The sequence below is a fragment of the Stenotrophomonas sp. YJH_SMC_29 genome, from assembly GCF_059371235.1.
In genome coordinates, this window is record NZ_JCAFUK010000007.1 from 32565 (window position 1) to 55283 (window position 22719).

Here is a 22719-nt window from a genome sequence, read left to right on the forward strand (position 1 = left end):
TTTTTCGCATGCAAGGATGGGCGGCCTGCCCATGACCTTTGGCCATGGGGCAGGGCACGCTACAGGCCTAGCATCGGAGGATTCCCCGCTGTTGGAAGCTGCCTGATGAAGACCCGAGCCCTGGCACTGTCGTTGCTGTTTGCGCTGGCGGCCACGCCCGCGCTGGCGCAGGCCTCGCCGCCGGGGGATGCCGCAGCCGCCGGCCTGCTGCGCATCGATGTCGACGCGCGTGACCTGGCCCGGCGCATCTTCAAGGTGACCGCCACCGTACCGGCTAAGCCCGGCCCGATGACCCTGCTGTACCCGCAGTGGATTCCCGGCAACCATTCGCCCACCGGCCCGATCGACAAGCTGGCCGGCCTGCGCGTGACCGCCAACGGCAAGCCGCTGGCCTGGCAGCGCGACCAGTACAACGTCTATGCCTTCAAGGTGAACGTACCGGAGGGCGTCAGCGAGATCGTCGCCCACTTCGATTTCCTGTCCTCGCAGGGCGGCAGCCAGGGCCGGGTGGTGATGACCCCGGAAATGCTCAACCTGCAGTGGAACGCCAACTCGCTGTACCCGGCCGGCGTCGATGCGCGCCAGCTGCAGGCGCAGGCCAGCGTGACCCTGCCCAAGGGCTGGTCGTTCGCCACCGCTCTGGAGACCGCACGCCGCGACGGCGACACCGTGGTGTTCAAGCCAATCTCCTACGACCACCTGGTCGATTCGCCGCTGTTTGCCGGCGAGCACTACCAGCGCATTGATCTCGATCCGGGCGCGAAGGTACCAGTGCACCTCAACGTGTTCGCCGACGACGCCAAGTCGCTGAAGCCGAGCGAGGCGCAGATCACGATGCACCGCGCGCTGGTGCAGCAGGCCGACAAGCTCTATGGCGCGCGCCACTACAACCACTATGAGTTCCTGCTGGTATTGACCGACCGCCTCGGTGGCATCGGCCTGGAGCATCACCGTTCCAGCGAGAACAGCGCCGACCCGGGTTACTTCACCGAGTGGGACAGCAACGCCTGGATGCGCGACCTGCTGCCGCACGAGTACACCCATTCCTGGAACGGCAAGTACCGTCGCGGCGCCGACCTGGCCACTGCCAACTTCAACGTGCCCATGGGCGACAGCCTGCTGTGGGTGTACGAAGGGCAGACCCAGTTCTGGGGGCAGGTGCTGGCGGCACGCTCGGGGTTGTGGTCGGCTGCGCAGGCGCGCGACATGCTGGCCAATGTGGCCGCGACCTATGACCGTGGCCGCCCGGGCCTGGCCTGGCGTCCGCTGCAGGACACCACCAACGACCCGACCATCGCCCAGCGCCGCACGCTGCCGTATCGCAACTACCAGATGAGCGAAGACTACTACTCCGGCGGCCAGATGCTGTGGCTGGAAGTGGAAGGCAAGCTGCGCGAACTGAGTGGCAACCGCCGCAGCCTGGATGACTTCGCGCGCACCTTCTTCGGCGTCGGCAATGGCGACTGGGACGTCAACCCGTACACCTTCGACGACGTGGTCGCGACCTTGAACGGCATCGCGCCGTACGACTGGGCGACGTTCCTGCGCGGGCGCCTGGACGGCCACGGCGCGTTGACCGGTGGCCTGGAGCTGGCGGGCTGGAAGCTGGTCTACCGCGATACGCCGAACGACGCCTACAAGGCGCAGGAGAAGCGCGCCAAGGCCGCATTGCTGGCGTACTCGCTGGGTGCGACGGTGCTCGACAACGGTACGGTCGGCGACGTGATCTGGGACAGCCCGGCCTTCAACGCCGGCCTGGCGCCTGGCATGAAGGTGATTGCCGTTGGCGGACGCGAGTACAGCAGCCAGCGCTTGAAGGATGCGGTAGCTGCGGCGGCGAAGGACAAGGCGCCGATCGTGTTGCTGGTGAAGCAGTTCGACCGCATCGACGCGATGAACATCGACTACCACGGTGGCCTGCAGTACCCGGTGCTGGAGCGTATCGCCGGCAAGCCTGACCGCCTTGCGGAGCTGTGGAAGGCGCGATGAAGCCGCGCGCCCGCGATGGCGTGATCCTGCTGATGGCGATCCTCGCCATCCTCGGCGCGTTCCTGGACGGTGACGGGCGCTGGCTGCACTGGCTGACCAAGCCCGCGACCACGCTGCTGATCGCGGCCATCGCCTGGCGGGTGTGTGATCCCGCGCAGCCGTTCTACCGGCGCGCGGTCCTGGCTGGCATGCTGCTGTCGTGCGTGGGTGACATCGCGTTGATGTTGCCGGTGGATGCGTTCGTGCCGGGGCTGGTGGCATTCCTGCTGGCGCACCTCTGCTACATCGTGGCCTTCCGCGACGGCCTGCGCGCTGGCCGCGGACTGTTCGTCGCCGCCGTGTTGCTGGGCGCCTTTGCCATGCTCAACGTGATGGGCCTCTGGCCGCACCTGCCCGCACCGATGCGCATTCCGGTGCTGGCGTATGTGGTGGTGCTGGCCTCGATGGCGGTGCTGGCCCTGGCACGGCAGTGGCGCCGGCCACCGCCCGCTGCCGTGGAAGCCAGCAGCGCGCGCTGGGCGGCCGCCGGTGCGCTGCTGTTCGTCGCCAGCGATTCACTACTGGCCTGGGACCGCTTCGCCGGCGGCCTGCCACTGGCCAGCCTGCTGGTGCTCTCCACGTACTACGGCGCGCAGTACGCCATCGCCCGCTCGGTGAAATAGCAAAAAGGGGACGGAGGGGATTAAGTCGTTTACAGCACCGTGGCGTAAACGACTTAATCCCCTCCGTCCCCTTTTTTTGGGGCGTTGGCTATCGGTGGCTTACGTTGCCGGGCCGGCCCTGCGCATCGAACGACAGTCGTGCGGACTGGCGATCACCGGCGACCTCGTCCGGCAGCCAGGCCAGGGTGCCGCCCTTGCGCACGATCACATAGACGTGGCCGACGTCACCCGGTGTGCCCATCAATGCGTTGCGCTGTGCCTGCAGCGCCTGCGCCACGCGGGGTACGGCCTCGAAATCGATGTTGGCCAGCGCCGTGCTGCTGCGGCGCAGGGTGATGGTGGGCGCGAAGCGTTGCGGATCGACCGGGTCGCCCTTGCGCCATTGACCACGCTCGAAGTGGTAGCTGTCGACGCGGGTCGGCTGCTGCGGATCGACCAGGTCCAGGTTGATGCGGCCGTCGTCGTAGAAGTGGATGCTGTGGAACACCGTCAGCCGGTGCCCAGCCAGCGCAGGCATCTGTTCCAGTGCCTGGCGGGCGGCCAGCAGGTAGTCCGCATCGAACAACCGGTTGTTGCGTTCGGGCACCAGCGGCGGCCGCGGCTCGGTCATCGGCGCGAGCGACGCGGGCCTCTCACGCGCGGGCGGCATGGCGATCGGCGCGCTTGCGCTGTCGGCCTGCACCGAATGGCCCAGTGTTTCGCCGATCGTCTGCAGCGCACCACCGGCAACGGCGGCGCCGGCCAGCACCAGCAGAACGGCGGAAAACACCACGGACGTGGAAGGCGGCTGCTTCATACACCCTCCAGGCGCACGTTGCTGCGGTCATCCGGGTCGTACAGCAGCGTGACCCGCTCGCGCGGGAGGCTGGCCAGCTCGATCAGCGGGATGAAGCGGCGCACGCGGGCCTGTTGCACGCTGCCTTCGCGGTCGATGTATTCCAGCTGGAACTCCACCTGCGGTTGTTCGTTGAGATAGGTGCCGGTCTGGCGCACCTTCAACACCCGGGCCTCTACGCCGATGCCGCGATACTTCAGCGCGTCACCGCGGGCATCGGCCTGCAGCAGCCGGCCGAGCAGGCGCAGGCCCAGCGCGTAGCCGCACAACACCAGTGGGCACACCAGCAGGGGATGGCCGAAAGACAGGAAGGTCCAGCCCAGGCCCTCGCTCTGCAGCCGATAGGCGACCACGTAGGCACTGGCCACCGCCACGATGCCGATCACCGCACCGACACCACGGCGCCAGAGGCTGCCGACATCCAGCTCCGGTTGCGCCCCCTCCAGCACCACATTGGGAAACGCGCCCGGCGCGCGGCTCAGGCGGGCCTCGATGCGCTTGCCGGCCACGAAACGCTGCAACTGCGGCTTGCTGTCCACCACCAGGAGTTGTTCGCTGATCGGGGTGCCGGACAGGTTCTCGAAGGCCAGCTGCAGTTTCCATTGCGCCAGGCCACGCACCTGCACGCCGGTCTGCTCGGCCTGTTCGATCAATGCGTCGCGCGCTTCACCGTCGGCCAGGATCGAGCGCACGCGGTGCAGGGCACGCGGCGGGCCCAGCAGCAGGTAGTGCAGGAAGGCGAGCAGCAGGGCCAGCCACAGGATCACCGACAGCGCGAGCAGCAGCAGGGCCAGCCAGGGCGCGCTGCGGTCGGCCAGTTGCACCGGCCACGACGTGCCGACGTAGAGGATGCAGGGGAAGGGCAACGCGAAGAACAGCAGGAACGCGCCCCAGAACCAGAGATAGGCCTTCATGGGGTGGTGGGACCGATGGAACAGGTCGCGTAGGGTACTACGCTCAGCGGATCTGCAGCGTCAGCAGGAAATAGCGGCCGAGTGGATCATCCAGCCCCGGCATCTGGCCACCATTGCCGACCAGATAGTTCACCGGTTGCGTGTCGAGCACGTTGTGCACGTCCAGCGCGGCGACCACGCGCGGCCCCAGCCGTCGTGCGAGATGCAGGTTCCAGCGCAGCTGCCGGGGGTTCATGCAGTGGTTCTGCTCGCGCTGTTCCTCCGGGCATTCCGCACCGGGCAGCCAGGCGCGCGTGCGCCCGACCTGGTTGCCGCGCAGGGCAATGTCCCAGCTGCTGTTCTGCCACTGCACATTGAGCACCGCGGCCATCGTCGGCGTGACATGGCCGCGCAGGTCCACGGTAGCGTCCTGGCCACGCTCTCGGCGCAGCGCCTGCTGCTTCAGTGCATCGAGCGAGAACAGCCACTGGCCGGTGCTGCCGGTGTCGATGTGGTATTCCCCACGCAGTACAAAGTTGCGCGACGTGGTACGGCCGATGTTGTCGAAGGACAGGCGCAGGTTGTACAGGCGTCCCTCCTCGTCCAGCTCCCAGGTGCTGCGGTTCCACACCGCATCGGCCGGTTGCAGGGCCAGGATTTCATTGCGCAGCTCGACGATGTTGTGGGTCAGCGACAGCGAGAACGTGTCGGTCGGCGTCCAGGTCGCGCCGAGCGAATGGCTGCGCGACCGCTCGGCCTTCAACGCATCGTTCTCCACCACGTCCACGGTGACGCTGCAGCGCCCGTTGCCGCTGCTCTGCGCGCAGTCGGGCAGTGCGCTGGAGGCCGGCAGCTCGATCGCACCGAAGTAGCCCGGGGGGCGCCGCTGCTCGAACAGGCTGGGGGCCCGGTAGCCGCGCCCGCTGGCGAGCAGGAAGGACCACCGGGGCGTGGGGCTCCAGCGCACGCCCACGCGGGGGGAGAAGGCCTGGTAGTCGCCGTCGCGGTCCCAGCGTGCGGCCAGGTCCATGCGCAGCGTGTGCGCCAGGGGCAGGCCGAGCTCGGCATAGGCACCGCCGCTGCGGCGCGACAGGTGGCGCTGTTCCTGCGGCAGGCCCAGCGCCAGGTCGCCCTGGCTCAGCAGGGCGTCGGGATGCGAGGTCCAGCGCTCCTGGCGCAGGTCGATGCCGGTGGCCAGTTGTGCAGCACCGCCGGCCAACGGCACCAACTCGCGCTGCATGCCCCACCAGCCCTGCCACTGCTCGGTACGCCCGCGATTGCGGATCGAGGGGAACAACTGCGCGGCGGTCTCCGCCGGCAGCGAGGTGAAGCCGGGCAGGAAATCCAGCGTCTCCGCCGCGCGCAGCAGCGGTTCGGCACGCACCGTACCCGACGTGGTAAGGGTGACATCGCTGCGCTGTGCGCTGATCCCGGCCTCCCAGCTGCGCCGGCCCTGGTCGCGGCCGATGCCGACGGTGACATCGGCGTCGGTGGCGCGTACATGCGGGCGCACGTTGCCGGCTTCGCGCAGCACGCTGTTGAAGGTGAAGCCATACAGGCCGATGGCAACGGCGGTCGGGCCCAGGTCGAAGCGTTGCCGGTTGTGGCTGGCCCGCGCCTCGGCGTAGGCATAGCGACCTTCACCACGCTCATGGCGATAGCGCAGGTAGGCCGCGGCGGTATCCGAAGCCGGTTGCAGCGAGCGCGGGCGCGCGCTGTCGAACCAGCAGGCACCGTCGCGTCGCTTCAATGGTCCTTCGCAGCGCTTTGCCGGCCAGTAGCGTCCATCGCGGAACGCGCCGATCAGGTACTGCGAGGTTTCCGCATGCCACTCGCGACGATCACCGGCCACGTGCTCGATGCGGTGCAGGTCAATGCCGGCGAACCAGCGGTCCCCCCCTTCGCGCACGCCACCGGTCGCCGCCTGCACGCGATACTGGCCGGCGTCGCCGCGTCCGCTCAGGCCGGTCTGCAGCATGGCCTCAGGGCCGTCGGCCTGGTCGCGCAGGATGATGTTGACCACGCCGGACATCGCGTCGGCGCCATAGATGGCCGAGGCGCCGCCGCGCACCAGTTCGATGCGTTCGACGAAGCTGAGCGGGATGCCGCCCAGGTCGGTGAGGCCGCCCTGTTCCAGCGACACCATGGGATAGCGTGGCAGGCGACGGCCATTGACCAGGAACAGGGTCGCACGCGGGCCCATGCCGTCCAGGCTGGTGGTGGTGGCCGCACCGACCGGCAGGTATTGCGAATCGCCACCCCGCGAGGTGCTCATCGCCGGGTGCCCGTTCATGCCCGGCAAGTGCCGCAGCAGGTCGAACAGGCTGCCGTAACCGCTGCGCAGGATGTCATCGCGGTCGATGATGGTCACCGGCAGCGTGGTCTGCACGGAGGTGCGTGGCAGTCGGCTGCCGGTGACATGGATCGGCGCCAGTTCCACCTGTGGTGGCGCCTCGGCCGCTTTGCGCGGTGCAGGGACGGCGGGCGCGGCGCGCACTGCGGCCGGCGGTGGCGACGGCGGCGCGGAGTGGATGCGGCGTATGACGAACCCGCCTGAGGGTGTGCGCAGGATGTTCACCGGCATGCCCGCGACCAGTTGCTTCAGGGCTGCGGCCGCATCGCTGTGGCCGCGGGTGCCGGAGGTGCGCAGGCCGTCCAGCTCGCGGGCGTCGAACAGCAGCGCGATGCCGCTCTGCCGTGCCCATTGCTGCAACGCCGGCGCCAGGGGCCCGGCACCCACGTGCAGCTCCAGCGTGCCGGCCTGTTCGGCCGCATCGGCAGGCGGCAGGGCGGCCAGGCTCAGCGAGATGCAGAACAGGCTGCGGAGCAGCCCCGCCTGCAGCGCGCCCGGTACTGCCATCACTGCAAGTCTCCTCAGTACGTGCGGCGCAGTTCCAGCGCGCCATCCGGTCGCGTCTGGCCAGCCACCGACCAGCCCAGTTGCAGTGCCGACAGCAGTTCCTGCGCGTCGCCGGCACGGAAGGTGCCACTCACCGCCAGGTTGGCGATCTCGGGATCGGCGATCACCAGCGGCGCGTGGCCGTAGCGGTTCATGCGCTCGACCACGATCGACAGGGGCGTGGCATCGAACACCAGCTGTCCCTGCAGCCAGGCTTCGGCAGCCGCATTGGACGACAATGCCGGGCCGGGCTGGATGCGGCCCGATGGCAGCACCTGCAGCTGCTGGCCGGGTGACAGGGTGTGCTGGGCGCTTCCCGTGCTGACTTCCACCGCGCCTTCCAGCAGCGCGACTTCGACCAGGCCGCTGCGCAGGCGTTCCACCTGGAAGGTGGTGCCGATGTCGCGGATGGTGCTGTCGCCGACGCGCAGCTGCAGCGTCTTGCGCGACGGCGCGACCTGCAGCTGCATCCGGCCCTGTTCCAGCACCAGCTTGCGATGGCGCCAACCGAATCGCGCGTGCAGGGTAGTGCCGGCATCGAGGGTGACGGTGCTGCCATCGGCCAGCGTCTGCTGCCGGGGCTGGTGCGAATCATTGGCGTAGCGCAGCGGCGTGGGGTTGCCGTCGACGGCGACCATCCAACCGATCCCGATCGCCAGGCAGATGCCTGCGGCAGCGGCCAGCGCTGGCAGCCAGCGACGTCGCGCCGGCCGCGCCGCTCGTGCCGCGGCGGTGCGCAGCCACGGATCGGCGGCCAGTCCTTCGCCCTGCTGGAACAGGGTCTCGGCCTGGATCCAGGCGCTGACATGGGCCGGGTCTTCGGCCAACCAGTCCTCGAACGACTCGCGCTCGCCCGGCGTACAGTCCGGCGCTTCCAGCCGCGCCACCCAGGCGCTGGCGCGTTCAAACAACAGGGTGTCTTCCCTTGGCCTGGCGTGGCTCATCCGTTGTCCCTGTCGTTGTGCAGCGGATCCGATCCGAGTTCCTGGCGCAGCCCCTGCAGGGCACGGGCGATATGCTTTTCCACGGTCTTGGCAGTAATTCCACAGTGCCGCGCGATCTGCGTGTAGCTCATGCCGGTGATCCGGTTGAGCAGGTACACCTCGCGTGCGCGCTCGGGCAGCTTGAACAGGGCCTGCCGCAGCAGGGACAACATCTGCCCGGACTCGGCCTGGCGCAATGGATCGGGCGACGTGCTGGAAGGCTCGTTGCCGCCATCGTGCTCGGCGAGGGACAGATGCGGCCGCGACTGCGACGAACGGCCGCGATCTGCCAGGCGGTTGCGGGCGATACGATACAGCAGCAACCGCAGCTCGTCGGCGCTGTGCGCGCGATAGCGGATCAGCCGCTCCATGCAGTCCTGCGCGATGTCCTCGGCATCCTCCGGCCCGACACCGCGCGTGCGCAGGAATGCGCACAACGGCGCGCGCTCTTCCCGTACGAACGCAATGAACGCGTCCGCAGGCACGGACAGGTCCGGCGCGCGATGGATCAGAGGAGAGGGGGCGGACAGGGCTGGCCTCGGACGTCGGTGGCGGGTGCGTCTTCGAGTTTTACGCGACGATGACCGGATGGGGAAGAGTGTGCGTGGCCCCTGATTCCATTGTGAATGCATTCATGTTTCGACGTCCGCGCCGCTGGGGGAGATCGCACGGTCCGGACGTTGAACTCCTGACCCGTGTGTTGCGGGTGGAGAGAGACCACATGAAGCACTCGAAGTTGAGCCTGGCCCTTGCGGGCCTGATCGGCATCACCGCCATCACGGCGGTTGATGACGTCATGGCAATGAATTATCACGTGCAGGACGACCGCGTCTTCCTCAGCGGCGGGGTCACCGTCGCCGACGTGGTGGCGCTGCCCGCGCTGCTGGCCAAGGCGCAGGCCGAAGGGCGCCCGATCCGCGAGGTCGTGCTGCGCACATCCAATGGCGGCGCGCTGATCGCCGGCGAGTGGCTGCAGGCCGTGATCCGCACCCAGGGGCTGGACACCATCGTGTCCGGCCACTGCATTTCGTCCTGCTCGATCATGCAGTCCGGCGGCGTCAACCGTTACCTCGGCGGCGATCTGCCGCTGGTCGACTCGGTGCAGATCCATGCCGCCAGCAGCGGCGGCAGGATCACCTATGCACCGTCTGCGCGCATGACCCAGATCTACACCGGCAACTACGGTGGCGGCATGGATGCGGGCCTGCTGCACAAGGCCATGTATGAGGTGGTGCAGCCCAATGGCCTGCTGGTGTTCCGCGACCCGGCGCGCACCACGGGTACCTCGGTCACCTTCGATCCGGATGGCAGCGGCAGCAAGCTGCAGTCGTTCCCGGGCCAGGACATCCGCAGCAACACCATCATCAACACGGCGGGCTACCGCGATCCGGGCGACACCCTGCGTGTCACCAGCAACGTCAGTGGTGACATCAACCCGGGCTACCTGCGCACCGCGCGCCAGCTGCAGGCCTTCGTCGACGACGATTTCGCGCGCTGGAATACCGACTGGGCGAGTACCTACATCAACTATGCGGTGAGCCTGTACAACGTCTCCACGCGCGGTCCGAACGGCATCGGTGCACAGTCGCTGCAGCAGCTGCTTGCCGATCCCGACCTCCAGGACGCGTTGCGCGGACAGCTGCGGCTGGCTGATCTGGATGCCTCGACCCTGGCCAGTTCCGCCGGCGTGATCCGTGTCAGCAATGGCGCCACCTGGCGCACTGCGGAAACCACCGGCGCTGATTTCATGCTGGTCGACAACGGCACCCTCGCACTGGAGGGCGGCGCACTGCGCACTCCCGAGCTGCGGGTGATGCCGGGCAGCATCGTGGTCGGCCATGGTGACATCGCATCGGTGGGCGTGGACACCGACGCGCTGCTGGACGGCACCGGCCCGTCCTACCGCGAAGACGGCTTCAACCGTCTGCGCGTGTTCGGCACGCTGATGCCGCGCGGTGGCGATCTGGTGACCCACGGCTACGTCAACATCATGCCCGGCGGCCAGGTGCTGTTCGACGTCACCGACGCCGGTGGCGCCGGCAGTGGCCGGTTGCGCGTCGGCAGCTTCCACGATGGCGGTGCCGAAGCGGGGGCGCTGGTGATCGCACAGGGCGCACACCTGGCCTTGAACGTCGCCCAGGGCTTCTATCCCGGTGCCTACCGCCGCGACCTGGTGGAGGGGCCGATCTACCAGGGTGGTTTCCAGGATGTCGTGCGGCTCGGCGATGCCGGCTACAGCGCCAGCATCACTGCGGGCGACGTGTTCCGCCCGCGCCACAATTCGCTGCTCAGCTTCAACGTCAACCAGACGGCCGATGGCCTGTGGCTGACCGCCAACCCGGGCTTCGATCAGCTGGGCCTGTTCGGCAACGGCACCTCCGGTGATGGACTGGGGCGCGCGCTGGCAGCCGCATCGGACCGCCAGGACAGTGGCCTGAAGTCGCTGCTCGGCGCGCTTCAGTTCACCGACCGCGATGTGATCGCACAGCAGGCTGGCGCCCTGCGCGGTGATGCACATGCCAGCCTGCGGCTGGCCGACAACGCACTGCTGGGCAGCATCGGCAACGTGGTGCAGCAGCACCAGGCGGCGATGCGCAGTGGCGGCGATGCCGATGGCCTGGCCTCGCAGGCGGCGCAGTCGGTCTCGGCGCAGCCGGGCATGCGCCATGGCAGCCTGTTCAACCAGTTGGCCATGCATCTGGTCGAGCCAGCGGGCGAGGCTGCTGGCGACAGCGGCGTAGCGGGTCGCAGCCGTGGCCTGTGGGCGCGCGGTTTCGCCAGCCATGGTCGCATCGACGCCGAGGGTGGCGTGGCCGGCCTGAGCCATACCGTCGGCGGCATCGTGGTCGGTGCCGACACCCGCGTGGCCGATGACCGCGTGACCCTCGGCGTCAGCGTGGCCGCGGCCGACATGTCGACCAAGGCCAGCGATGGCTTCGGTTTCAGTGGCGACGTGCGTGCGCTGGATGTGGGCGGCTACCTGGATGCGACCTATTCGCGTGGCTACCTGTCGGCGGCCGTGCGCTACACCGACCTGCGCCACGATACCCGCCGCAGCCTGTCGGCCATCGAGGGCCTGCAGCAACCGTTGCACGCCCGATACAGCAGCGATGCGGTCTCGGCGCGGGTCGAACACGCGTTCTCTTTCACCCGCGGCAAGGGACTGGTGATCCAGCCGCTGCTGCCGGTGGTGGACTACGCGCGGACCTCGGCCATCCGCTTCAACGAAGGGCAGGGCACCGGTGCGCTGGTGGGGCGCAGCGGCAGCCTGGAGAGCATCCGCGTGGGCGCCGGCCTGCAGGCGTTCAGGACCTTCGAGGGCAACAACGGCGAGCGCATCACCCCGCGTGCCCGCGTGGTCTGGCAGAAGGAGCTGGGCGATTCGCAGGCGCGCTACAGCACCGGCTTTGCTGCGGCACCGGACCTGGTGTTTGGTGCCAGCAGCCAGGCCGTGGGCGAGCAGGTGCTGGCCTGGAACCTGGGCGTGACCAGTCGTGCCAGCGAGCGCCTGTCGATCATGGCCGACTACGTGGGTGAGCGCCGCGACGGGCAGATCCAGAACGGCGTGATGCTGGGCCTGGGCTACAGGTTCTAAGGGGGCTCGGCCCCGGCGACATCGGTATCGCCGGGGCCATCCCACCAGGACAAGTGCTGCGGTATGGTCGGCAGGGAACTCCCGCCAGGCCCGTCCATGCAGATCGCCGTTTTCAGTGCCCGCCCCTACGATCGTCGTTTCCTCGACGAGGCCAACCAGCGCGATGCGGCCGGGCAGGGCTTTGCGTTCGTGTACTTCGATGCCGCGCTGGACGTGCATACCGCAGCGCTTGCGCAGGATTGCGTTGCTGTCTGCGTGTTCGTCAACGACCGCCTGGACGCGCCGGTTCTGCACGCGCTGCATGCCTTGGGCGTGCGCGCCGTGCTGCTGCGCTGCGCCGGCTTCAACAATGTGGACCTGGCCGCCGCGAAAGCGCTGGACCTGTTCGTCGCGCGGGTGCCGGCCTATTCCCCCGAAGCTGTGGCCGAGCACGCGCTGGCGCTGGTGATGACGCTCAACCGGCAGACCCATCGCGCCTACAACCGCGTGCGCGAGGGCAACTTCATGCTCGATGGCCTGCTCGGGCGCACCCTGCATGGGCGCACGGTCGGCATCGTCGGCACCGGCAAGATCGGCCTGGCTACCGCGCGCATCTTCCACGGCATGGGCTGCACCGTGCTGGGGTACGACCCCTATCCATCGGCGGCCTTCGCCGCCGTGGGCGAAGGGGTTGAACTGGAGGAGCTGCTGGCGCGCGCCGATATCGTGTCGCTGCATTGCCCGCTGACACCCGATACCCAGCATCTGATCAATGACGCGTCGCTGGCGCGGATGAAGACCGGCGCGATGCTGGTCAACACCTCGCGCGGCGGGCTGGTGGATACCCATGCGGTGATCCGCGCGCTGAAGTCGCGGCGGCTGGGCCACCTGGCCATCGACGTCTACGAGCAGGAAAGCGCGCTGTTCTTCCAGGACCTTTCCGGCGAGATCATCGACGACGAGGCCTTCCAACGCCTGATGACTTTCCCCAACGTGCTGGTGACCGGCCACCAGGGCTTCTTCACCGTGGAGGCACTGCAGGAGATCTCGGCGATCACGCTGGGGAACCTGCGGGATTTTGCCGGGGGGCGGGCGTGTGCGAACCGGGTGGAGGATGAGTAAGCGTAGCGGCGCACTTGTAGGCGGGCAGGGTCTTTACTTTGGATGAATATCATATGAAGCTGGGGTGAAGGGGGGGCTTGCGCCTCCCTGAATCATAGGGGGCGCAAGGGACGGCGCAGTTGCAGGTTGGCCGGAACATGACGCCAGGACAGGTCGGCGGACGTGCGTAGCCCGTTTGCCGACGCATCTGGAAAGAGGGATGTTCCATGCGCAATTGGCCGTTGCGGGGAGTGTTGGGGACTGTATTGGTGGGTATGGTCTGGTCGGCTGTCGCAAGCAGCCCGTTGACCCCGCATACCGAATACAACAAGCGGATCCGGACAGGTGAGATGCTCTCGCCGCTGACATCGGAACTGTTCGGCGAGAAGATCAATCCAAGCTCCGGTGCGACCGAGTTCGTGGTTACCGACGTTGAACTCCCTGGCAACTCTGCCTTGCCGGTGCGGCTGCAGCGCCGCTTGTCGATAGGCTCATTCAAGGACCGCCAGCCACTGGGCGGATTCGGCAGCTGGGACATCGATGTCCCCTTCATCGATGGGACGTTCGAAGCCACAAACAAATGGAACATCGGGGGCAACGGGGCGACGCAACGCTGTGGTCAGCCCTTCTACCCGAAGGTTCCGACCATCGCGAATCTGTACGAGGTTTGGACCGGCAACAAGGCACACATCCCCGGTGGCTCCGACCAGGAGCTCCTCTACATCGGCGCAGCCGGAACGGTCAATCCGCGGCCGACCGATGGCGCCATCTACAACTGGGGAACGCGGGGTAATCTCCGTTTCTCCTGCCTGCCAGCCACCGCCAACGGCTATCCAGGCGAGGGATTTCTTGGGGTGGATGGCGAGGGCAACCGGTACTTCTTCGACGTGGGAATCGAGCGTTGGGTCGGGCCAATGGACTTCGGTGGCTCGAGCTTCGGAATGGTGCGGGTGTTGCTGATGGCAAGCCGGGTGGAAGACCGCCACGGCAACTGGGTCGCCTACGACTATGCCGGAGACAAGCTGGTCGGGATCCGAAGCAACGATGGGCGTGCCATCGACATCACCTACGCTGGTGACGAAATCACCAGTGCGACCGCCAATGGCCGCACCTGGCGCTATGAGTACAACGCGCGAGCCGGGGCGCTGGGATTCGCGCGCTGGCCAAGTCTGCGCGCGGTGGTCCAGCCGGACGGTTCGCGTTACACCTATGAGTACAGCGCACCTGACGAGTTTGGCGGACTGAACCCCGAGTATGGATCCTGGGATGGAAACCCGACGCGTTGCACCAAACCATCGTTCATTCCTTCGACGTTTACGTTGGTCGCGACCCATCCAGCGGGCGCGCGCGGCGAGTTCGAGTTTGAGTACGTTCGGCGCATCCGCACGGGTATCGGTGCAAACGCCTGCGCAAAACTGGGTACCCGTTACTACCAGCGCGCCTCGGCTTCGTTCGACCTCTATGCAATCAAGCGGAAGCTTTTGTCAGGGCCGGGGTTGAGCGCCCAGGCCTGGTCATTTGAAGGCGGCGGTTACGACTCGCGTGCCGATGCTGCGGTTTCCACCGTCGTTGAACCCGATGGCACCCGCCGCCATCGCGTGTTCGGAATCAAGATTGACGAGAACGAAGGTCAGCTGTTGGAAGAGGCTGTCCGTGCCCCTGACGGAACGATCGTCCAGGTCGTTAGCAACAGCTACGTTACCGAGGCGGATGCGCCCACGATGCCGTTCGCTGACAGCTATGGTCTGCTGTCTGCAGCGGATGACGCGTTCGCGGTCAGGGCGCGTCCCTTGAAGCAGTCGGTTCTCAGCCAAGATGGCGTCAGCTTCGTCAACACGACAGATCAGTTCGATGTGCATGTGCGGCCGGTGGTGCAGACCGAGAGCAACTCGTTGGGGCGCTCGCGTACGCTGAGAACCACCTACTTCGACGACACCGGCCGCTGGATACTCGGCCAGGTCGGACGCAGTACACAGACCGTCGGTGGCGTCGAGATCGAGACCGAGCGCACTGACTTCGACGCGTTGGCGCGCCCGCAGCGTACCTACGCCTTCGGCATGCTGCAGCAGGCGCTGGGTTACCACGCGGATGGCACGCTTGCCTCCGTGACCGACGGCAAGGGCAATGCCATTGCACTGGGTAGCTGGAAGCGTGGTCTGCCGCAGACTGTTGCGTACCCGGACGGCAGCAATGCCTCGCTGCAGATCGACGACAATGGCTGGGTGCGCACGGCGCTGGAGCCCAATGGCGCCAGCCGAAGCTTCGACTACGACGGGATGGGCCGGATCGTACTGGCGACCCAGGCCGCCAATGACAGCGTGGCCTGGAATCCCTCTACAACGCGATTCTTCCAGGTGCCAGGAACCGAGATCGGACTGGAGGCGGGGCACTGGAAGCGCGAGTCCAGTACCGGCAACGCACGCGCGGTGACGTACTACGACGGGTTGTGGCGCCCAGTACTGGAAGAATCGTTCGACGCTGCGGACCGTGGCGGTACACTGCGCCAGACGGTGACCCGTTATGACAGCAATGGACGCACGGTTTTCACCTCCTATCCGACTCGTGCGGCGACCGACTTCCGTTCAGCGCTGCCCGGCACCCATACCGTCTATGACGCACTCGGGCGCCTCAACCGTAGCGAGCAGGACAGCGAACTGGGCCGGCTTGTCACGACCACCGAGCAGCTCGGTGGAGGCAGCGTAAGGGTGACCAATCCGCGCGGCATTGCCACCACCACCGACTACCTGATGTACGGCAAGCCCAGCCACGACACGCCCCTCCGAATTCTCCATGCGGAGGGGGGGGTGACGGAAATTCAGCGCGACACGCTGGGCAAGCCGCTGTCGATCCTGCGACGCAACGGCGATGGCAGCATCAGTGTACGGCGGCAGTACGTCTATGACGGCGCCCAGCGCCTGTGCAAGAGCATGGAGCCTGAGACCGGTGCGACCGGCATGGGCTACGACGCCGCAGGCAACCTGCTCTGGTCTGCCTCGGGCCTGGCGCTGCTGGGTCCTCAATGCGACAGTGACGCTGCCTATGCGTCGCCCTCGCGGGCTGACCGCACCTACGACAGCATGAATCGCTTGCTGACGCTGCGCTTCTCGGATGGCCAGGGCGATCAGGACTGGAACTATTGGCCGGGCGGAAAAGTGAAGCGTGTGCAGACCCGCAACAACGGCGCCGTCACCAGTAACGACTACACCTACAATCTGCGCGGACTGCCCACGTCCGAGAGCGTAGCCTACGACGGCGGCGAGGCCTGGGCACTAGGCTATGGCTACGATGCGAACGGCGCCTTGGCAACCCATGTGCAGCCTTCCGGCCTGACGATCGACTACAGTCCGAACGCGCTGGGACAACCGACACGGGCCGGAACCTACGCCACCAACGTGAGCTACTACGCGAACGGCGGCATGAGCGGCTTCACCTATGGCAACGGCGTCGTGCATCAGATGACGCAGAACACGCGCGGCCTTCCCGATCGCAGCACCGACAGTAGTGCAGATGGCAAGGTCATCGACGATGGCTACGATTACGATGCCAATGGCAATGTGGCGGCCATCAGCGATGGCCTGCCTGCAGCCCCGGGAAACCGCGACATGCGCTACGACGGCCTGGATCGTCTGACCGCAGTGAAGGCGGCCAGCTTCGGAAACGCAAGCTATGTCTACAACGTTCTGGACAACATCGTGGCCGCCAACGTCGGTGCGCGGCGACAGTCTTTTGAATACGACTTCAACAATCGGTTGACGAACGTGCGGGATGCTGCCAGTGGTGCGACCGTGACTGGGCTCGGGTATGACGCACAGGGCAACCTGAAGATCCGCAATGGCGTCGCGTTCCGGTTCGACTACGGCAATCGCCTGCGCGAGGTCGATGGCAAGGAGACATATCAGTATGACGCGCATGGACGTCGCACCCTGGCCAGCGCGCCCAATGGCAACATTCGTTCCCTGTATGGGCAGGATGGCGTGCTGCGCTATCAGCACGATCAGCGCCAAGCGAAGGGCTTCGACTATATTTGGCTCAACGGCAGCCTCGTTGCCAAGCGTGCCGTGGATATCGCGCCTGCAGCATTGGTCGTAACGGTTCCGGGCTACAGTGCGAACGGTGCGTTTGATGTGCAGTGGGCAGCCGTTGCTGGTGCGCAGCGTTACGAGGTTCAGGAGTCCAGTGGTGGTGAATGGCAGCCGGTCTATCAAGGGCCCGCGCTGAACGTTTCGCTGGCCGGGCGCAGCTCCGGCGTCTATCGTTATCGTGGCCGTGCCTGCAATGGCACTGTCTGCGGCGCTTGGGGTGTGGAAGCCTCCATCCAGGTGGAGCTTGCTCCCACTGCCGCGCCCGTGATGACGTCACCGGCGAACGGCATCAACGGGGCGTATTCCTTGAGCTGGTCAGTGGTGTCGGGCGCTTCCCGCTACGTGCTTGAAGAGGCAGTAGGTGCCAGCTGGATCGTGGTGTTCGATGGTTCCAGCCGTTCCTATCAGGTGGCGGGCAAGTCTGCTGGAGACTATCGCTATCGGGTCAAGGGATGTAATCCGCAGGGCTGCGGTGCCTATTCGTCCGAAGCGACGGTTACCGCTCTGTATGCCCCATCCGTGCCGACACTGTCCGTGCCCGCCGCGAGCTACAACGGCAGCTACACCCTCTCCCTTTCGAGTGTGGCTCAAGCCAGCAGTTACCGCATTGAAGAGCAGCTCAACGGTGGCACGTGGACAGAGATCAACAGGATCAGCAGCACTCAGCTGGCCATCAGCGGACGAAGCGCTGGCAGTCATGCCTATCGTGCGTTTGCATGTAATGACGCCGGGTGCAGTGCGGCCAGTTCAACTGCGAACACCGTCGTGACGCTGCCCCCTGTCCAGGCAACGGGGATCAACCTTGGCGGCACGAGTTACAGTTCCACTGTGAGTATGTGGTGGGGTGCGATTCCCGCAGCGACAAGCTATCAGTTGATGGAACAGTTCAATGGTGGTGGCTTCGGCCTTGCTCAGGAGGATGGCGCTACCTCGGTGGCGCGTGGCGGCCGTTGGCCTGGTCAGTGGGATTATCAGGTGCGTGGTTGCAATGTTGCTGGATGCGGCCCATGGTCGGCGGTAGCGGGTGTGCGCGTGATTGGTCCTCCGGCCGCTCCCGAGATCCGGGTGCCTGGAACAGCGGGCATGGGAGTGAGTTACTCCGTCGCGTTGCTGGAAGTGGCGGAAGCGTCTCGCTACGAGATCGACGAGAGCACCGACAATGCCAACTGGAGCACCATCGCGGGTGAACGCAGCGTCACCCTGAGCAAGGGCGGTGGTGGGACGTTCTTCTACCGTGGTCGTGCCTGCAATCCTGCTGGGTGCGGGCCGAGTTCCGCGTCGGGTCAGATCGTCATCTCCAGTGCGCCTCCGGTTCCGACCGGCGTGAGGATCGCCAAGAATCAACCTCAGCTGTGCTCCATCGTCTGGAATATTTCCACTGGTGCAACCTACTACCAGGTGCGTTCGTCCCGCGGTGGTGCGACCTATACGACCACGGGGGCAGGCTACGAGCTGGACACTCGGTGCGATGCAGCCTACGTCGTTCGTGCCTGCAATGCGCAGGCGTGCTCGGCATGGTCGAACTGAGGTGGACTCGATGGACGCAGGAATGAGGACGCTGCTGATTCGGACCGTTGCAGGGGCCACGCTGATTCTGGGTGGGCTGTTCAATCAGGCTGCTGCGGAGACGATTACCTATATCCACACCGATGCGTTAGGGTCACCGGTCGCTGAGACTGACTCGGCTGGCATCGTTATCCGACGTACCACCTATGAGCCCTATGGTGCTGTGGTTGGTGGATCCGTTGCTGATGGGCCTGGTTATACCGGGCATGTCACCGATGCTTCGACAGGCTTGAGCTACATGCAGCAACGGTACATGGATTCACACTTGGGTGTGTTTCTAAGTGTGGATCCTGTATCGGCTATGCGCGATCCGGTGGGCGCATTCGGACGCTACAGGTACGCCAATTCGAATCCCTACCGCTACTTTGATCCCGATGGCCGACGAGCGTGTGGCAAAGACACAGGCTGCCAGTTGGAGCAGGGGGCGCTTGGCGGTTCCTCCGGAGTGAGCAGGTCAACAGCGGGAGTGAGGAGCACTTCTATCGGTGGGCAGCGTCTCGTTGCAGACGAGATGATCAACCGTTCCGCAGGTGCCAATGGGACAAGTGAACTGGTGCGGAATTGGAGCCTTTCTCAGGTTTCGCCAAGAGGTGGTGCGATAGTCCAAGATATTTCAGTTACTGTTGAGGCGTTTGACAGGGCAGGGCATCGCATCGTGGGTCTTCCATCCACTCGCTACTGGGAAGCTTGGACGGTGTCTCCAGGGAGTTCGGTTCCTACACCCTATGGACAGGATACATTCAAGGTCAACAGGCTTCCGAGTGAATGGTATAGGGGAAAGGTGACCTGGTCTGGAAGTGCTAGGTTCTATGAGGGTTTGAGTTTGCCTTCTTCCTTTGTCCCTGGTGGAGTAGGGTTCGCAGGAGTACTTCCTTCAACATCAGTTGATCCGAAATTGAGTACTTCCTCGGCGACGCCTTCGGTAGATGTTAGATTTCAAGTGGAATGGCCTTGATGAGTTATTCGGGTATTGGAGGGATGTATGGAAGTGTTTGCACTTTTTTTTGTCCTCAGTGTTGCATCTGTAGGAGGTGGTCAGGACGTTAACCGAAGTGTCACTTCATCAGTTCATGAGATAAAAGCGCAACCTACCGCCGATGGAAGGGCTCTGGGCATGAGTGCCTTGTTCGAATATCTTTCGGGTCTCAGGAAGGAGGAAGTTAATGAAGTCAACAGCTCGACAGTGCGCGAGATCGCTTCACTTCTAGATGTTGATGGCGATGTGGGGCGGTTTTACGCATCGAAGACATTGGCAGTGCTTGGATGCCATTCTCGAGTGGCGCTGCCTCTTCTCCATGATGCAATTAAAAAGACAGAACCCATTGAGTCCAACTTGGGACCGCTGGTTCTTGCACCAGCAGTAAGCCCTCGCGAAGAGATTGGAAAGGCGATCAAAGCCATAGAGGGGACATCAACGTGCGAATTGCCACCGGGGCCGTAGGTTCACCCCCTGGCAGGCTGGGAAGGTGGCGTGGGTTGAGAGTGTGACTCAATGACTGCGGACGTTCTGAGGGGCCAGTAGGCAATTGTCCTCCCGTGGGGGTAATTGACCACAGCGAAAAGCTGCTGCTATGATGCCCAGCTAGGCCGGAATAGCTCAGTTGGTAGAGCGGCGCATTCGTAATGCGTAGGTCGCAGGTTCGACTCCTGTTTCCGGCACCAGTTGCATGAAAAGCCCCGGCCTTTGGTTGGGGCTTTTTGTCTGCGCCCGCCGGTGATCATTGGATGGTCACCTCACTGAAGGCTGCAAGCCTTCATCAACGTCTCGTCATCCCCGCACCCCGTACCAGCCACCACGCCAGCTGCCGGAGATAACCACCTGCAGCTCCCGCCAATGCGCCGATCAGCAGGCGTGCAAGCACAGTGGTCCCGCGCGCGGCCCACTCACGCACCCCTGGCAGTGCCGCCACTACCTGCGCACCCAGCAACAGCACCAGCACGTCCAGCCCGAGCGCGTCCACCACCGGCAGCAACGGCGACAGCACTGGGTTGCAGGCCAGCATGATCACCAGCGCAGCACCCAGTGCGGCCATCAGGCAGCGCACGGCGGGCAGGGGGGTCCAGCGCAGCAGCTGGTCAATCAGGCGCATGGCATTCCATGTATCACGTGTGCGAGCCCTCATCAGGCTCAATCGGCCGCACCGGTTGCCGCAGCACGGTTTTCAATCGTGCCGCCTCGGTCCTGCGCGGGTCGCTCAGGTAGATCTCATGATGGGGGCCGGCAAAGGTGGAACCCAGTGCGGGCATTACTTCGTCATGCAGGTGCGCCAGGACGGGTCCTTCGTCGTCGTAGGCGCCCACGTGCAACGTCTGCAGGCTGGGGCCTTCGGCAAGGCGTTCATGGCGGAGGCTAGGCGGGGCATCTCCCAGCTTCGCGCGCGCCTTGCTGATCGCCGCTTGCCACTGCGCAGGCCGGATATCCTCAGGCGTGCGGATCATCACGGTCCAGGCCCACTCATCCTTGCGCCGCGCGACGAAGCTGGCCGGGTCCTCGGCGCTCCACAGCGCCTCCAGCGGTGGCACCACGTAGTCGCGCCCTTCGGCCTTCAGCGCGAACTTCAGTGCGTAGCTCACCGAATACAGCCACTGCACGGCCTGTGCGTAGGCGGGAGCAGTGTTCGGGTCGCCGCGACCATCGACCATCACGTAGGGCAGGGGGGGTACATCGACCGGTACGAACCTGCCGGCGGGCGGTTGATAGAGCGCCCGGTCGCGCTTCCTGAAGTCGATCTTGTCCATCGGGGGCTTCCTCCTGTGCCGAGCATCCCATGCCGGTCACCCGGCCGTACGCTGAACCGGTTCAGGTGACTTTGCCGAACGAGGGCGAACGGCCCCGCGAACGCCCGGGGCCGGGATGCCGCCCTGGGTCATGCGCCCGTCACACCTGCGCGGTGCGACAACGTGTCGCAGCCAGAATCGGGCCTTTCCTGCGCTCGATCAATGTCAATGCCTTTCTTAAATGGTGGGTGACGGCCTAAAATTGAAAGGCTGACTCGACCCCACCTCCCTGCCTGTCTTCCGGACCGGTGGGACCGGCTTTGGCCGGAACAGGCAGGGACGGGGAACGGCATTCCCTCGCAATTGGATCGACCGATGATTCCGTTGAAAACCCTTGGGCGCTGGTTGCGCCCGGGCCTGCTGCTTTCGTTGCTGGTGATGCTCACCGGCTGCGATGCCGTGGCCATCCTCAGTCCGAAGGGCCAGATCGGCCAGGATGAGAAGACCCTGCTGATCACGGCCACCGTGCTCATGCTGCTGGTCGTCATCCCGGTCATCATCATGACCCTGACGTTCGCGTGGAAGTATCGCGCCTCCAACACCAAGGCCCGCTACGAGCCGAAGTGGTCCCACTCGACGGCGATCGAGGTGGTGGTGTGGTCGATCCCGTGCATGATCGTGCTGGTCCTGGCGGTCCTGACCTGGCGCTCGTCGCACGCACTGGACCCGTACCGTCCGCTGGATTCGGACGTCAAGCCGGTCATCATCGAGGCGATCTCGCTGGACTGGAAGTGGCTGTTCATCTATCCGGAAGAGAAGGTGGCGGTCGTCAACGAAATCAAGTTCCCGGTCAACACGCCGCTGAACTTCAAGATCACGTCCGATTCGGTGATGAATGCGTTCTTCATCCCGCACCTGGGCAGCATGATCTACTCGATGGCTGCGATGGAGACCAAGCTCCACCTGATCGCCAACGAGACCGGTGAATTCCCGGGCATGTCCTCGCACTACAGCGGCGCGGGCTTCGCCAAGATGCACTTCACCGCCTACTCGGTCACTGATGCCGAGTACCGCCAGTGGCTGGACCAGGTCCGCGCCGGCGAGCAGACCCTGGACAAGGCCTCGTTCAAGGCGCTGGGTGAAGCACGCAACGCCGAGTGGTATCCGGTCACCTACTTCGGCAAGACCGAAGAAGGCCTGTTCGACTGGGTCATCGCCAAGCACATGGGCGACAACAAGCATTACGGCATGAAGCACTCGCATGCCGGTGCCGCCGCTGCCGATGCCGCCACCCATGAAGCGCACGAGGGCCATGCCCCCAGTGACGCGCATGATTCCAAGGAATCGGGTGAAAACCTGGATGCCAACGAACACGAACACGCAGGCCATGCCGGCCACGCGGGTTCGGGAGAATGAA

15 protein-coding genes and 1 tRNA gene are annotated in these 22719 nt (G+C 65.4%); 9 read left to right on the forward strand and 7 right to left on the reverse strand.

Translation table 11 applies throughout. The features are described from left to right. Positions 1-105 precede the first annotated feature (105 nt). Together AC5P9I_RS09440 and AC5P9I_RS09445 are read left to right on the forward strand one after the other, a co-directional pair. The gene (locus tag AC5P9I_RS09440) at positions 106-1989 is read left to right on the forward strand and encodes a M61 family metallopeptidase (protein WP_130768609.1); all 1884 of its coding nucleotides are present in this window, start codon (positions 106-108) and stop codon (positions 1987-1989) included. Further along, entirely contained in the window at positions 1986-2651 is a 666-nt protein-coding gene (locus tag AC5P9I_RS09445; protein ID WP_049466126.1) for a lysoplasmalogenase, read from the forward strand. The genes AC5P9I_RS09440 and AC5P9I_RS09445 overlap by 4 nt, the downstream gene beginning before the upstream one ends. Positions 2652-2739: 88 nt before the next feature. Here the strand turns inward: AC5P9I_RS09445 and AC5P9I_RS09450 are convergent, their stop codons facing one another. The 5 genes from AC5P9I_RS09450 to AC5P9I_RS09470 are packed head-to-tail and all read right to left on the reverse strand — an operon-like array spanning position 2740 to position 8746. Further along, a complete protein-coding gene (locus AC5P9I_RS09450) occupies positions 2740-3447 on the reverse strand; it encodes a hypothetical protein (protein ID WP_049466128.1) in 708 nt (235 codons plus the stop codon). After that, the gene (locus tag AC5P9I_RS09455) at positions 3444-4400 is read right to left on the reverse strand and encodes a hypothetical protein (RefSeq protein WP_049466130.1); all 957 of its coding nucleotides are present in this window, start codon (positions 4398-4400) and stop codon (positions 3444-3446) included. Before AC5P9I_RS09455 ends, AC5P9I_RS09450 begins: the two co-directional genes overlap by 4 nt. 43 nt (positions 4401-4443) lie before the next feature. Continuing rightward, positions 4444-7239, reverse strand: a complete 2796-nt coding sequence (locus tag AC5P9I_RS09460; RefSeq protein WP_130768618.1) for a TonB-dependent receptor plug domain-containing protein — start codon at positions 7237-7239, stop codon at positions 4444-4446. Positions 7240-7253: 14 nt separating this feature from the next. After that, positions 7254-8222 carry a FecR family protein gene (locus AC5P9I_RS09465; protein WP_049466134.1) on the reverse strand — a complete coding sequence of 323 codons (969 nt, stop codon included), beginning with the start codon at positions 8220-8222 and terminating at the stop codon, positions 7254-7256. Beyond that, positions 8219-8746: an RNA polymerase sigma factor gene (locus tag AC5P9I_RS09470; RefSeq protein WP_074726204.1), complete on the reverse strand. Its 528-nt coding sequence runs from the start codon at positions 8744-8746 to the stop codon at positions 8219-8221. Before AC5P9I_RS09470 ends, AC5P9I_RS09465 begins: the two co-directional genes overlap by 4 nt. Before the next feature lie 236 nt (positions 8747-8982). Here AC5P9I_RS09470 and AC5P9I_RS09475 point away from each other — a divergent pair, with 236 nt between their 5' ends. From AC5P9I_RS09475 to AC5P9I_RS09500, 6 genes are all read left to right on the forward strand, one after another. Beyond that, on the forward strand, positions 8983-11856 hold the full coding sequence (locus tag AC5P9I_RS09475) for an autotransporter domain-containing protein (RefSeq protein ID WP_049466135.1): 2874 nt from the start codon (positions 8983-8985) through the stop codon (positions 11854-11856). Between the two features lie 96 nt (positions 11857-11952). Further along, positions 11953-12957, forward strand: a complete 1005-nt coding sequence (locus AC5P9I_RS09480; RefSeq protein WP_049466137.1) for a 2-hydroxyacid dehydrogenase — start codon at positions 11953-11955, stop codon at positions 12955-12957. 284 nt (positions 12958-13241) lie between these two features. Next, a complete protein-coding gene (locus AC5P9I_RS09485; RefSeq protein ID WP_130768608.1) occupies positions 13242-18545 on the forward strand; it encodes an RHS repeat domain-containing protein in 5304 nt (1767 codons plus the stop codon). A 22-nt stretch (positions 18546-18567) separates the two neighbouring features. Beyond that, entirely contained in the window at positions 18568-19539 is a 972-nt protein-coding gene (locus AC5P9I_RS09490) for an RHS repeat-associated core domain-containing protein (RefSeq protein ID WP_231353023.1), read from the forward strand. A 27-nt stretch (positions 19540-19566) separates the two neighbouring features. Beyond that, complete coding sequence (locus AC5P9I_RS09495; RefSeq protein ID WP_130768607.1) at positions 19567-20025, forward strand: hypothetical protein; 459 nt, start codon at positions 19567-19569, stop codon at positions 20023-20025. Positions 20026-20170: 145 nt separating this feature from the next. Continuing rightward, positions 20171-20246, forward strand: a tRNA-Thr gene (locus tag AC5P9I_RS09500). A gap of 95 nt (positions 20247-20341) precedes the next feature. On the opposite strand, the gene AC5P9I_RS09505 is transcribed toward AC5P9I_RS09500, so the two are convergent. Together AC5P9I_RS09505 and AC5P9I_RS09510 are read right to left on the reverse strand one after the other, a co-directional pair. Beyond that, positions 20342-20674: a hypothetical protein gene (locus AC5P9I_RS09505; protein ID WP_049466140.1), complete on the reverse strand. Its 333-nt coding sequence runs from the start codon at positions 20672-20674 to the stop codon at positions 20342-20344. Between the two features lie 13 nt (positions 20675-20687). After that, positions 20688-21323: a GyrI-like domain-containing protein gene (locus AC5P9I_RS09510; RefSeq protein WP_049466143.1), complete on the reverse strand. Its 636-nt coding sequence runs from the start codon at positions 21321-21323 to the stop codon at positions 20688-20690. Positions 21324-21677: 354 nt separating this feature from the next. Between AC5P9I_RS09510 and cyoA the strand changes: the two genes are divergently transcribed. After that, positions 21678-22718, forward strand: coding sequence for a ubiquinol oxidase subunit II (cyoA, locus tag AC5P9I_RS09515; RefSeq protein WP_049465803.1), 1041 nt, complete (start codon positions 21678-21680; stop codon positions 22716-22718). Position 22719: the final 1 nt, after the last annotated feature.

Coding starts and splice junctions, on each gene's coding strand:
- AC5P9I_RS09495 (WP_130768607.1), top strand. CDS start 19,567: ATGGAAGTGTTTGCACTTTTTTTTGTCCTCAGTGTTGCATCTGTAGGA.
- AC5P9I_RS09490 (WP_231353023.1), top strand. CDS start 18,568: ATGAGGACGCTGCTGATTCGGACCGTTGCAGGGGCCACGCTGATTCTG.
- AC5P9I_RS09440 (WP_130768609.1), top strand. CDS start 106: ATGAAGACCCGAGCCCTGGCACTGTCGTTGCTGTTTGCGCTGGCGGCC.
- AC5P9I_RS09460 (WP_130768618.1), bottom strand. CDS start 7,239: ATGGCAGTACCGGGCGCGCTGCAGGCGGGGCTGCTCCGCAGCCTGTTC.
- AC5P9I_RS09510 (WP_049466143.1), bottom strand. CDS start 21,323: ATGGACAAGATCGACTTCAGGAAGCGCGACCGGGCGCTCTATCAACCG.
- AC5P9I_RS09445 (WP_049466126.1), top strand. CDS start 1,986: ATGAAGCCGCGCGCCCGCGATGGCGTGATCCTGCTGATGGCGATCCTC.
- AC5P9I_RS09450 (WP_049466128.1), bottom strand. CDS start 3,447: ATGAAGCAGCCGCCTTCCACGTCCGTGGTGTTTTCCGCCGTTCTGCTG.
- AC5P9I_RS09465 (WP_049466134.1), bottom strand. CDS start 8,222: ATGAGCCACGCCAGGCCAAGGGAAGACACCCTGTTGTTTGAACGCGCC.
- AC5P9I_RS09455 (WP_049466130.1), bottom strand. CDS start 4,400: ATGAAGGCCTATCTCTGGTTCTGGGGCGCGTTCCTGCTGTTCTTCGCG.
- AC5P9I_RS09505 (WP_049466140.1), bottom strand. CDS start 20,674: ATGCGCCTGATTGACCAGCTGCTGCGCTGGACCCCCCTGCCCGCCGTG.
- AC5P9I_RS09480 (WP_049466137.1), top strand. CDS start 11,953: ATGCAGATCGCCGTTTTCAGTGCCCGCCCCTACGATCGTCGTTTCCTC.
- AC5P9I_RS09475 (WP_049466135.1), top strand. CDS start 8,983: ATGAAGCACTCGAAGTTGAGCCTGGCCCTTGCGGGCCTGATCGGCATC.
- cyoA (WP_049465803.1), top strand. CDS start 21,678: ATGATTCCGTTGAAAACCCTTGGGCGCTGGTTGCGCCCGGGCCTGCTG.